This window comes from Stenotrophomonas sp. WHRI 8082, from assembly GCF_040223995.2.
In the GTDB taxonomy this organism is placed as follows: domain Bacteria; phylum Pseudomonadota; class Gammaproteobacteria; order Xanthomonadales; family Xanthomonadaceae; genus Stenotrophomonas.
This window is the reverse complement of the sequence record NZ_CP167826.1, coordinates 2,475,734-2,487,911: the sequence shown is the minus strand read 5'-3', so window position 1 is coordinate 2,487,911 and position 12,178 is coordinate 2,475,734. Positions and strand designations below refer to the sequence as shown.

Below are 12,178 nucleotides of genomic sequence, written 5' to 3'. Positions count from 1 at the left end.
ACTCTCCTCAATCCTGCCGTTCGATGATCTCAGCATGCATCCGCAGATCACAGACACCGCCGAACACGTATTCCTTTTGCCGCATGCCTACCTGGAAGAACGCCGCTTCATCGCGCCAGTGGAGCATGCGCTGAGAGCCGCCGTGACGATCAAGCTCCTCCGAAACAGACGCCTGCACTTCGTAGAAATTCATGCCAAGCGCGCAGTCGAAGTCAAAACGGGCTAAAAAGGGCGTGTCGGCCGGAAAAACCCGATCCCATATTCCTTTGCTGGCTGATCCATTGCTCGCCCAATGTTGCATGTCCTGGTTCAACGTTCCCCAGGAATACAGCTTGACGCCTTCCTTGTTGCGGAGGCGCAGGTTCACATGGAGCTTCTCAAGATCACGCCGTGGTCGTGCAGTGACTTCGATGACGACACGGTCACCTGGCAGGAAGTACGCACATTCCGCTCCGGTTGCGTCCTTCACGGCTACCGACTCAATGAGGCAGTCAAGATCGCCGAAAGAAAGTGTGTCGGAAATTTGTCGATCGGCGGCAGCAGGCTCTTCAGCGAGATCGTCCGGCAATTCGGCCGACGGGACGGGTGCCAACGCTTGCGATTCGATGATCTTCTGCGCGTGCTGAAGATGCTGCGCAGCTACCGAGGCGTAATAAGCCCGTTCGTCATCATGCAAATGCTTTCTATACTCCAGCACAACCTCCGAGGAAGGCCCGGCGCAACGCACGGCCCCGTCTCGCAGCAACACTGCATGGTCGGTAAGCGTTCGAATTGATTCCTGGTCGTGGGAGACCAACAGCAGAGTACAGCCATTGGCACGAAGCGCTTCCATTTGCTGGAAACAGCGCTTCTGGAAAAGCGCATCGCCTACTGCCAGAGCTTCGTCGACGATGAGAATGTCGGGCTCAACCTGCGTCTGCACAGCAAACGCCAGCCTGAGCATCATGCCGCTGGAGTAGGTCCGCACCGGCTGGTCCAGAAAACTGCCGATATCCGCGAATGCAGCGATCGCATCGAAGCGATCCATGACCTCACGCTCCGTCAGGCCCAGAATCATGCCGTTCAGCACGACGTTTTCACGGCCGGTGAAGTCCGGGTTGAATCCACTCCCAAGTTCCAGCAATGCAGCAATGCGCCCATTGACACGAGCAGTGCCTGAAGTCGGCGCCAATGTTCCTGCAATGATCTGCAGCAGGGTTGACTTGCCGGAACCATTGCGGCCAATGATGCCTACGGCATCACCTCGCTTGACGCTGAGGTTGACGTCGCGCAATGCCCAGAACTCGCGCGCACGTTGGCTGTTGGCCAGATTCGCGGCAAAGCCTCCTGGCAGAAGCCGACCGAGGCGCGGCAACAATGTCTGCGCAAGGCGCTGCGACGGCTTTTCATAAATATGGAAGACCTTGCTGATTCCAGCCAGATCGATGACAAGATCATCAGACGACATCTGCGAAAGCCCTCCGGGTGCGCTGGAACCACCAGTATCCGAGCCACAGGATCGCTCCGGACCAGCAGACAGCCCAAAGGTAGGAGCCCCAGTCCGGCATCGTCCCCGCCACGATCAACGCGCGGATCTGCTCGACGTAGATCGCTAGAGGGCTCAATCGCATCCATTGCCCCACCGTGTCGGGGAAAATGATCGACGGGTAGAGCACCGGCGTCAGGTACTGAAGAATACGAGCGAGCAGTCCAGCCAGCTGGTCAATGTCCCGGAAGAACACCCCCAGCGAGGCGAACAGATAAGTCACGCCGAGTGTCAGTGCGATCATCGGAATGACAAGAACGGGCAGCACTATGATCTGCCAGTGGAGACCAAAACTGCTGAATACCAGAAACGCCACTAAAGCCACACAAGCGACGCCAGCGTTGTAGAGCGATGACATGACAACGACGGCCGGTAGCACCTCCAGCGGAAATACCACTTTCTTGACGAGGTTGGGACTACCCAGTACTGCCGAGGGTGCACGCGCCAGAGATTCGGCGAAAATGTTGTACACGATGAGACCGATAAACAACAGCACGGCGTAGTCAGCCTTGCTATGTACTTCGATGCCTTTCCACTTCGCGTTGAAGATCGCGCTGAAGATGACGGTGTAGATGGCCAGCATGATCAGTGGCACGAGAACGCCCCACAGCGCGCCCAGCACCGAGTCCTTGTATTTCTTCTGGATGTCCCGGCTGGTCAGGCTGAACATCAGTTCCAAGCGACGCGATTTCATGCAGCAGGTTCCTGCAGCGCCTGCTCCAGATCCACCATCAGATCCCCCAGATCCTCAACCCCAACACTCAACCGAACCAGCCCCGCGCTGATCCCCAGCTTCTCCCGCCGTTCAACCGGAATCGAGGCATGCGTCATCACCGCAGGATGGTTCACCAGGCTCTCCACACCCCCCAACGACTCGGCCAGCGTAAACAGCTCGGTGCGCTCGCAGAACCGCTTCGCGGCGTCGAACCCGCCCTTCAGCACGATCGACACGATGCCGCCGTAACCGTTCATCTGTGCAGTAGCCAGTTCGTGCTGCGGATGACTCATCAGCCCCGGATAGATCACTTTCTCCACTGCCGGCTGGGTTTCCAGCCACTGCGCCAGGGCCATCGCGTTGGCGCAATGCGCCTTCATACGCAGCGGCAGGGTCTTCAGGCCACGAAGGGCCAGGAAGCTGTCGAACGGCCCCTGTACGGCACCAATGGAGTTCTGCAGGAAGGCCATCTGCTCGGCCAGCTCGGTGTTGTCACCGACCACCACCATGCCGCCCACCATGTCCGAATGGCCATTGAGGTACTTGGTGGCCGAGTGCAGCACCAGGTCCGCGCCGAGTTCCAGCGGGCGCTGCAGCATCGGCGAGGCGAAGGTGTTGTCGACCACCACGAGCAGCCCGTGCTTTTTCGCCACGGCGGCAACCGCCTCGATGTCGACGATCTTCAGCATCGGGTTGGTGGGGGTTTCAATCCACACCATCTTCGTGGCCGGCGTGATCGCTGCCTCGAAGGCCGCCACGTCAGTCAGGTCGACGAAGCTGAAATCCAGCCCGGCGGTGCGACGACGCACGCGTTCGAACAGGCGGAACGTGCCGCCATAGATGTCATCCATCGCCACGACATGGCTGCTGGCATCCAGCAGTTCCATCACCGTGGACGTGGCCGCCATGCCCGACGCAAACGCGAAACCACGCGAGCCGCCTTCCAGCGAGGCCACGCACCGCTCGTACGCAAAGCGCGTCGGGTTGTGGGTGCGCGAGTACTCGAAACCCTGGTGCTCGCCGGGGCTGCTCTGCGCATAGGTGGACGTCGCATAGATCGGCGGCATCACCGCGCCCGTGCTGGGGTCCGGCGACTGGCCGCCATGGATGGCCAGCGTGGCCAGTGACAACGCACGCGCGTGGGCGGGCTTGGACGAATCGGACATTAAGTTGATTCCTGCAGGGCGCCCAACACGGTCGCCATCAAGGGGTCGGGAGTCTATCAGCGTGGGCTTAACGCCCATTGACACGGATAAACGCGGATTCAGAGGCCAATTCCAGCAAACGTCGCGTTACTGAACGCGACGGCGTAGGTAATTCAGCAGATCGATGCGGGTGATCAGGCCAAGGAAGCTGTCACCGTCCATGATGATCGCGACCTGGCCGCGGTCGAATACCGGCAGCAAAGCCTCGATCGGCGACTTCACATCCAGCCGGTCAAGCTTGCTGACCATCGCGGTGGAGACGGCATCGCGGAAGCGCGCTTCGTCGCCGTACACATGCAGCAGCACATCACTTTCATCGACGATGCCCACCAGCGTGTCACCGTCTACGACCGGCAGCTGCGACACGTCATACAGCTTCATGCGCTGGTAGGCGGTGGTCAGCAGATCGTTCGGACCGATCACTACGGTATCGCGCTGGCCATACGGGCGCAGGATCAGGTCGCGCAGATCACCGTGCTGCGGGCGCTCGAGGAAGCCGTTGTCCAGCATCCAATAGTCGTTGTACATCTTCGACAGATATTTGTTGCCGGTGTCGCAGACCAGCACGAGAACCCGCTTCGGCGTAGTCTGCTCCTGGCAGTACTTCAGCGCTGCCGCCAGCAGAGTGCCGGTGGACGAGCCGCCCAGGATGCCCTCCTTTCCCAGCAGCTCGCGCGCGGTGTGGAAGCTTTCCGCATCGGTGATGGCATAGGCCTTGGTGACGCGGCTGAAATCAGCGATCGACGGCAGGAAGTCCTCGCCGATGCCTTCGACCAGCCAGCTGCCGGACTTGTCGTTGAGCACGCCATCATTGATGTATTCCGCCAGGATCGAGCCGACCGGGTCGGCGAGCACCAGCTCGGTCTTCGGCGACAGCGTGGAAAACGCGCGCGACAGACCGGTCATGGTGCCCGAGCTGCCACAGCCGAACACGATCGCGTCCAGGTCGCCGTCCATCTGCTCGAGGATTTCCGGGCCGGTACCGAACTCATGGGCCGCCGGGTTGTCGGGGTTGCCGAACTGGTTGATGAAGTACGCGCCGGGAATCTGGTCAGCGATGGTCTTGGCGAGGTCCTGGTAGTACTCCGGATGGCCCTTGGCCACGTCCGAACGGGTCAGGCGCACTTCAGCGCCCATGGCCTTCAGATTGAAGATCTTTTCCCGGCTCATCTTGTCCGGCACCACCAGTACCAGCTTGTAGCCCTTCTGCTGCGCCACCAGCGCCAGGCCCAGGCCGGTATTGCCCGCCGTGCCCTCCACCAGCGTCGCGCCCGGCTTCAGGTCACCGCGCTGTTCAGCCGCCTCGATCATCGACAGGCCGATGCGGTCCTTGATCGAGCCGCCCGGGTTGGCGCTCTCGAGCTTCAGGAACAGCTCGCAGACACCGGTATCCAGGCGCTGGGCCTTGACGATGGGGGTATGGCCGATGAGATCAAGGACGGAAGCATGGATGGGCATTCGGGGGACTTCAGTTCGCGCCGCGCAGGGCCGGATACTGGATTATCCGCTGGTTGACCGCGAATGTCAGGGGGAATGCACCAAGCCCCAAGTGACGCGGACGACATGGGCCGACGAGGAGGCCCAGGCCGCCCGCGACAGGGAACGGCGATGTTCTTACAGGGCGGACCCGTGGCCTGCCTGCTTGCTGTGGGTCAACTCAATGCGCGGGGGAGGTCTGTGATTGCACGGGGGTCTCCAGCATGCGCTGCAGACGTTGCTTGGCCAGCAGCTTTTCCCGCTTCATCCGGCCCAGGGTGATATCACTGACTGCCATAACGCCGAGCTCGGCATCCATGCATTGGCGATTCAACTTCCGGTGTTCGTCATGCAGGGTCCGGAACTCCGGATCGCGCGCGCGGCGGGCTTCGATCTCGCTCTGGGACTGATCTTCAAACATGATGTACCTCCTTCAGCTGGAACACGAACGCCCCGGCCTTTCGGCACAGGGCGTCGATTGAGGGAAGGACGGCGGGCGCGTGCAAGGCCACGTCCTGCAAGGCGTTCCACACTGGCCCGTGGATGTCTGCCTGCGCTGGTTCGTGCCACGATTGCATCGGCCCGGCCCTCCTTTCTGTCCGGTCCGCCGAATGCGTCCCGGACAATTGACCCTACGCTTGCCGAAGGGGGCCTTCAAGCCCCTCGCGACAAATAGCCGGGTCGGGGCGACGAGCGGTTCAGGATGTAGTGAACCCGCTCGCATTTATTAACGAAAACAATACTTTAAGGTGAAACAATCACCTCGACGGAACGCGCTCGCGTGGATGCAGCCTTCTTACCGACGGACTGGATGCGATTGCCGGCGACGCCTGCGGCAACCAGTGCGTCGCGCACCGCGTCGGCACGTCGCTGGCCAACGCCGTTGGCACTGTCGTAGGCCTCGATGCGCACGCGGCCCTTCTTGCCGATGTTCAGGTACTCGGCGAGCGCCTTGGCCTGGTTCTTCGCCCCGTTGGACAGACTGGCCTGACCGCTGGCAAACGCATCGCCGGTCAGCGTGAAGATCTCACCACGGCTGTCGAACCTGCTGCCCGGCAGCTTCTGGCCGGACACCAGCTCCGCTTCCTCGCGTGCCAGCTTGGCCGCGTTCTGCTGCGCCGCGCTGAGGCGCTGCTGCTGCTTGCCGGCCACGCTGGTCAGCGCGTTCTCCGCATCCTGCCGGGCCAGCACCTCACTCTCCGCAGCGAGTCGCAGCCGTTCGGCCTCCTCCGCTTGGATCTGCGCCTGCACACGCAGACGCTCGGCTTCCTGCCGCGCACGTGCCGCTTCCCGGCGGCTCGCTTCGATCAGCATGTCACTGCGGGTGCGTTCCAGCCGATCCACTTCGCGCTGGGCCAAGGCCGCACGCACCGAAGTCTCGGCGATCTCTACCCGCCGCTCGGCCAGATACCGGGCAAGCTCCTGGTCGCGGCGCTTGGCGGTATCGAGGGTGCTGATCGCCTGTTGCGCCTGCATGCGCTCGAACGCGCCCAGGTTGGCCGTATCCGGATTGGCCGAGATCGCCATCAGGCGCTGGTTGAGCTGCAGTACCGCCGGATCGTCGGCAGCAACGGCCAACAGGGGCAGGGTCAACAGCCCCGCAGCCAAGTACATCGAACGTGCGCGCATCAGCGGTCATCCCCGGTTTCCAGCTGGCGTTGCAGCTGGGTAACTTCATTGCGGCGCAACTGCAGTTGCGCGGTGGCGGTGGCTTCCTCGCTGCGGACGCGGGCCAAGTCGGCATCCGCGGCCACACGCAGGGCCATGGCGGGCGCGTTCTTGCGTTCCCGACGGTCGCCTGCCGCACGTTGGGCCTGCTCCAGGCCCTGTCTCGCCAGGTTGATCAGATCGGGGGCGTATTGGTCGGCGTCAGCCTGGGTGGCCTTTTCCACCGCTTGCCGTGCCTGCGCCAGTTCCAGCGCGCCGTCCTGCGCCAGCGCAATGGCCGGGGCAGAGAGTGCGAATGCCAACGCCGTCACATACAGGGCGTGGCGCATTTGTGCGAAGCTACGTCGATTCATTTGGGGAGGCCGTGCCGATGATTGTGCACGGCCATTGTCGTCAAGCCGACGGCATGCTTGCAACTTAGGCCGTCGGCGACTCGTTTTTGGGGAAAAACGCGTATGGATATCGGCTACTTCCTGAAGCTGATGACCGAAAAGAATGCTTCGGACATGTTCTTGACTACCGGTGCGCCGGTCTACATCAAGATCGAGGGCAAGCTGTACCCGCTCGGCAACACCGGCCTGCCGCCCGGCATGGTCAAGAAAATCGCCTACTCGCTGATGGACGAAGGCCAGGTGCCTCAGTTCGAACGCGAGCTGGAACTCAACATGGCGATTGCCCTGGCGGACACCGGGCGCTTCCGCGTGAACGTGTTCAAGCAGCGTGGCGAAGTCGGTATGGTCATCCGCGCCATCCGTAGCCGGATACCCAGCATCGAAGAGCTGAACCTGCCGCAGGTGCTGAAGGACGTCATCATGACCCCGCGCGGCCTGGTCCTGGTGGTGGGGTCCACCGGGTCGGGCAAGTCCACCTCGCTGGCCTCGATGATCGACCACCGCAACAGCACGACCACCGGGCACATCCTCACCATCGAGGACCCGATCGAGTACCTGCACAAGCACAAAATGTCGATCGTCAACCAGCGCGAGGTGGGGCTGGATACGCATGCCTTCAACAGCGCCTTGAAGAACGCCATGCGTGAAGCACCCGACGTGATCCTGATCGGCGAAATCCTGGATTCGGAAACGATGGAGGCGGCCATTGCCTTCGCCGAGACCGGCCACCTGTGCCTGGCCACCCTGCACTCCAACAATGCCGACCAGACGATCGAGCGCATCCTGAACTTCTTCCCGGAAAGCGCCCACCGCAATGTGCTGATGAACCTGTCGCTGAACCTGCGCGGCGTCATCAGCCAACGCCTGGTAAAGGGCAAGGACGGCCGCCGCCTGCCCGCAACCGAGGTCCTGATCAACACGCCGATGATCCGAGACCTGCTGCGCCGCGGCCAGGTGCACGAGATCAAGGCCGCGATGGAAGCGTCGCTGGAAGAAGGCATGGAGAGCTTCGACCAGTGCCTGTTCCGCATGGCGAAGGACGGCACCATCGAGATCGAGGAAGCACTGCGCGCCGCCGACTCCCGCGACGGCCTGGCCTTGAAGTTCCGCCTGTCCGAAGGAAGCGACGGTGAACACGACCCCTACGCCGACTTCTCCGAAGGCCAACCCAGCATCACCCACGGCTTCTGAAAAAGGGGACTGAAAAAGGGGACGGAGGGGATTAAGTCGTTTTCGCCTTGGGGCCGAAAACGACTTAATCCCCTCCGTCCCCTTTTTGCAGTTACTCGACGGTCACGCTCTTGGCCAGGTTGCGCGGCTTATCCACGTCGGTGCCGCGGGCAAGCGCCGCGTGGTAGGCCAGCAGCTGGACCGGGATCGTGTGCACGATCGGGCTCAATACGCCGGCGTGACGTGGCGTGCGGATCACATGCACGCCGTCGGACTCCACGAAATGACTGTCCTGGTCAGCAAAAACGAACAGCTCACCCCCGCGGGCACGCACTTCCTGCATGTTGGACTTGACCTTCTCCAGCAGAGCGTCATTCGGCGCGATCACCACCACGGGCATTTCCTCGTCCACCAAGGCCAGCGGCCCGTGCTTCAGCTCGCCCGCAGGATAGGCCTCGGCGTGGATATAGGTGATTTCCTTCAGCTTGAGCGCACCTTCCAGGGCGATCGGGTAGTGCAGGCCGCGTCCAAGGAACAATGCACTGCTCTTGCGCGCGAAGCGCTCCGCCCATGCCGCAATCTGCGGCTCCATGTTCAGCGCATGCTGGATGGTTCCAGGCAGGAAACGCAGCTGCTCCAGGTAATCGGCTTCCCGTAGGGCATCCACCCGCCCATGCAGCTTGCCCAGCACCACGGTCAGCTGGAAGAGGGCGGCAAGCTGCGTGGTGAAGGCCTTGGTCGACGCCACCCCGATTTCCGCGCCGGCGCGGGTGTAGCACACCAGCTCGCTGGCACGTGGGATGGCACTTTCGGGCACATTGCAGATCGACAGCGTGTGCTGATGGCCGAGTGACTTTGCATATTTCAGCGCCTCCATCGTGTCCAGCGTTTCGCCTGACTGCGAGATGGTGACGATGAGATGCTTGGGGTTCGCATACGCCGCACGGTAGCGGTACTCGCTTGCGATCTCCACACTGCACGGCAAGCCTGCGATGGACTCAATCCAATATCGGGCAGTCAAGCCAGCGTAGTAGCTGGTGCCACACGCGAGAATCTGCACGCCTTCGATCCCGGACAGTACGTGTTCGGCATTCTTGCCGAAAAGTGTGGCCGGGAAACCGCCGGCGTCGATCGCCGCCTCGATGGTGTCGGCGATTGCGCGCGGCTGCTCGTGGATTTCCTTCTGCATGAAGTGCCGGTAGGGCCCCAGCTCCAGCGAAGCCAGCGATACATCGGACAGGTGGACATCGCGCTGAACAGCCGCGTCGTCGTGGCCGAACACCTGCACGCCATCCCGCCGCACGTCAGCAGTATCGCCCTCTTCCAGGAAGATCACGCGCCGGGTAGAAGAAATGATCGCAGAGACATCGGAGGCGACGAAGTTTTCGCCCTCCCCCAGACCAACCAGCAGCGGGCATCCCATGCGCGCGCAGACAAAGTGGTCAGGCTCGGCACGGCTCATCACCGCCAGCGCGTAAGCACCGGTCAACTCCTTGACCGTCCGCTGCAGCGCAGACAGCAGGTTGTCGCCTTCCTTGAGATTGTGATGCAGCAAGTGGGCAATGACTTCGGTATCGGTCTGCGATTCGAAGACATAGCCGAGCGCACGCAGTCTCTCGCGTTGTTCTTCGTGGTTTTCAATGATGCCGTTGTGGACGATCGCCACGCCGTCGCTGATGTGCGGATGCGCATTGGCCTCCGTCACGCCGCCGTGGGTTGCCCAGCGGGTGTGCCCGATGCCAAGTACGCTGCTCAGTCCATCGCTTGCCGCAGCGGCCGCCATTTCGGCCACCCGGCCGGTACGGCGCACGCGGCGGACGCTCGGCTGCGCATCGCCCACCAATACGGCGATGCCGGAGGAATCGTAACCACGGTATTCGAGACGCGTGAGTCCCTCGACCAGGACCGGGACCACATTACGCTCCGCGATCGCACCGACGATTCCGCACATAGTCACTAATCCGCTGCAGGTTGAGTCCGACATTCTAGCCGACCGCTTGAATATCGCCTCAGTCGGTGTGATTCAGCCTCACACGGCGTCAGGCTGGTTCTCTGGCCGCGCGACGTCGAACGCCTCCAGGCCCAGACACGCCGCCTCGATCCGCCGCAAGGTCGGATAAGGGGTCAGCTCCAAGCCGAAGCGATGGGCGTTATAGAGCTGCGGAATCAGGCAGGCGTCGGCCAGGCCGGGGTGGTCGCCATGGCAGAACGTGCCGGTCGCTGCGCTGGCTGCGAGCAGGGATTCCATCGCTGCCAGGCCTTCGGCCATCCAGTGCAGGGTCCACTGCGTGCGCGCATCGACCGCCACCTGCAGCTGACGCTCCAGATACTGCATCACCCGGAGGTTGTTCAGCGGGTGGATATCGCAACACACCAGTTGGGCCAAGCCGCGCACCCGCGCACGCCCTGCCGGGTCTGCCGGAAGCAGCGGCATAGCCGGGAACACCTCATCCAGGTATTCCAGGATGGCCATGGACTGCGTCAGCACCTGCCCGCGGTGCAGCAGCGTCGGTACCAGTTGCTGTGGATTGAGCGCACGGTAACCGTCATGGTGCTGTTCGCCGCCATCGCGCACCAGATGGATCGGCTGCGGCTCCCACGACAGACCTTTCAGGTACAGCCCGATACGCACGCGGTAGGCGGCACTGGAGCGCCAATAGGTGTGCAGGACGATACGTCCCTGCCCGCCCGGCTCCTGCGCCGCCTCGTGATTCACGGCGTGCTGGCCTGTTCAATGCGCTGCTCGATGGCGCCGAAGATGCTGTTGCCGGCCGCATCCAGCATTTCAATACGCACCACGTCACCGAAGGACATGAACGGCGTGCTGGGCTTGCCGTCGCGCAGGGTTTCCACGGTGCGCTGCTCGGCGAAGCAGGACGCGCCCTTGCTGGTGTCTTCGTTGGCGATGGTGCCCGAGCCGACGATGGTCGCCGCACCCAGCGGGCGGGTCTTGGCCGCATGGGCCACCAATTGGGCGAAATTGAACTGCATGTCGACGCCGGCTTCCGGAGCGCCGAACCAGGCGCCATTGATATGCGTCAGCAGCGGCAGGTGCAGCGTGCTGTCCTGCCAGGCAGCGCCCAGTTCGTCCGGCGTGACGAACACCGGCGACAGCGCGGAACGCGGCTTGGACTGCAGGAAACCGAACCCCTTCGCCAGCTCGCCCGGGATCAAGTTGCGCAGCGACACGTCATTGACCAACCCGATCAACTGGATATGGCCCGCTGCCTGCTCCGGGGTGACCGCCATCGGCACATCGTCGGTGATCACCACGATCTCCGCCTCCAGGTCGATGCCGTAGTCCTCGCTGACCACCTTCACCGGATCGCGCGGACCATGGAAACCGGCGCTGGTGGCCTGGTACATGAGCGGATCGGTATAGAAGCTCTCCGGCACCTCGGCACCGCGCGCACGGCGCACCCGCGCCACGTGCGGCAGGTACGCGCTGCCGTCCAGGAATTCGTAAGCGCGCGGCAGCGGGGCTGCCAGCGCCTGCATGTCCATGTCGAAGACACCATCGGCATCACCGGCATTGAGCGATTGATAAAGCGCGTCCAGCCGCGGCGCCACGCGCTCCCAGTCTTCCAACGCCACCTGCAGCGTCGCCGCGATACCGGTGGCACGCACCCCGCGCGCAAGATCACGCGAGACCACGATCAAGGTGCCGTCGCGGCCCCCTTCCTTCAACGAACCAAGCTTCATGGGGATATCCGGCAGAGGTGGACAACAAGTTTCAAGTGTAATCAAAGCCCCGCAACCACGGAAAGCTGCGCCGCCGCATCCCCGAGTGTATGCCGGTCCCGCGGATGATCGAAGGCGTCAGCTGCGTCGCCGCCCTCCGCCGAGCACGGCTCGGCGCTACCGCCTTTCATTATTTACATGCGCGGCTGGCGAGCACGGAAACTGTCGGAGGGCCGGGCGGGGAGGCTGGGCGGGGGCGTTGAGCGCCATGGATGGCGCGAAACGAGGCCCGCAGGATGCGGCTTCTGCCGGCCCCCGCACAGCCTCCCCGCCCGGCCCCACCCGC

The 12,178-nt window shown here is 62.8% G+C and carries 11 protein-coding genes; 1 reads left to right on the top strand and 10 read right to left on the bottom strand.

The genetic code is table 11. The features are described from left to right. Positions 1-7: 7 nt before the first annotated feature. The 7 genes from ABRP17_RS10880 to ABRP17_RS10850 all read right to left on the bottom strand — a co-directional run bounded on the left by ABRP17_RS10880 (position 8) and on the right by ABRP17_RS10850 (position 6,918). A complete protein-coding gene (locus ABRP17_RS10880) occupies positions 8-1,447 on the bottom strand; it encodes an ABC transporter ATP-binding protein (protein WP_349984983.1) in 1,440 nt (479 codons plus the stop codon). After that, the gene (locus tag ABRP17_RS10875; RefSeq protein WP_349984982.1) at positions 1,437-2,219 is read right to left on the bottom strand and encodes an ABC transporter permease; all 783 of its coding nucleotides are present in this window, start codon (positions 2,217-2,219) and stop codon (positions 1,437-1,439) included. The genes ABRP17_RS10880 and ABRP17_RS10875 overlap by 11 nt, the downstream gene beginning before the upstream one ends. Beyond that, positions 2,216-3,406, bottom strand: a complete 1,191-nt coding sequence (locus tag ABRP17_RS10870) for a cystathionine gamma-synthase (RefSeq protein WP_349984981.1) — start codon at positions 3,404-3,406, stop codon at positions 2,216-2,218. Before ABRP17_RS10870 ends, ABRP17_RS10875 begins: the two co-directional genes overlap by 4 nt. Positions 3,407-3,532: 126 nt before the next feature. After that, complete coding sequence (locus tag ABRP17_RS10865) at positions 3,533-4,903, bottom strand: pyridoxal-phosphate dependent enzyme (protein ID WP_349984980.1); 1,371 nt, start codon at positions 4,901-4,903, stop codon at positions 3,533-3,535. Between the two features lie 199 nt (positions 4,904-5,102). After that, entirely contained in the window at positions 5,103-5,342 is a 240-nt protein-coding gene (locus ABRP17_RS10860; protein ID WP_188325978.1) for a YdcH family protein, read from the bottom strand. A 323-nt stretch (positions 5,343-5,665) separates the two neighbouring features. Then, the gene (locus tag ABRP17_RS10855; protein ID WP_349984979.1) at positions 5,666-6,550 is read right to left on the bottom strand and encodes an OmpA family protein; all 885 of its coding nucleotides are present in this window, start codon (positions 6,548-6,550) and stop codon (positions 5,666-5,668) included. Next, entirely contained in the window at positions 6,550-6,918 is a 369-nt protein-coding gene (locus ABRP17_RS10850) for a DUF4398 domain-containing protein (protein WP_192081121.1), read from the bottom strand. The genes ABRP17_RS10855 and ABRP17_RS10850 overlap by 1 nt, the downstream gene beginning before the upstream one ends. Before the next feature lie 126 nt (positions 6,919-7,044). Between ABRP17_RS10850 and ABRP17_RS10845 the strand changes: the two genes are divergently transcribed. Beyond that, the gene (locus ABRP17_RS10845) at positions 7,045-8,172 is read left to right on the top strand and encodes a PilT/PilU family type 4a pilus ATPase (RefSeq protein ID WP_188325975.1); all 1,128 of its coding nucleotides are present in this window, start codon (positions 7,045-7,047) and stop codon (positions 8,170-8,172) included. 91 nt (positions 8,173-8,263) lie between these two features. Here the strand turns inward: ABRP17_RS10845 and glmS are convergent, their stop codons facing one another. The 3 genes from glmS to ABRP17_RS10830 all read right to left on the bottom strand — a co-directional run bounded on the left by glmS (position 8,264) and on the right by ABRP17_RS10830 (position 11,853). Then, complete coding sequence (glmS, locus tag ABRP17_RS10840) at positions 8,264-10,102, bottom strand: glutamine--fructose-6-phosphate transaminase (isomerizing) (RefSeq protein WP_349986815.1); 1,839 nt, start codon at positions 10,100-10,102, stop codon at positions 8,264-8,266. A gap of 78 nt (positions 10,103-10,180) precedes the next feature. Next, the gene (gene maiA, locus ABRP17_RS10835) at positions 10,181-10,867 is read right to left on the bottom strand and encodes a maleylacetoacetate isomerase (RefSeq protein WP_349986813.1); all 687 of its coding nucleotides are present in this window, start codon (positions 10,865-10,867) and stop codon (positions 10,181-10,183) included. After that, complete coding sequence (locus ABRP17_RS10830; protein ID WP_349986811.1) at positions 10,864-11,853, bottom strand: fumarylacetoacetate hydrolase family protein; 990 nt, start codon at positions 11,851-11,853, stop codon at positions 10,864-10,866. The genes maiA and ABRP17_RS10830 overlap by 4 nt, the downstream gene beginning before the upstream one ends. Positions 11,854-12,178 lie beyond the last annotated feature (325 nt).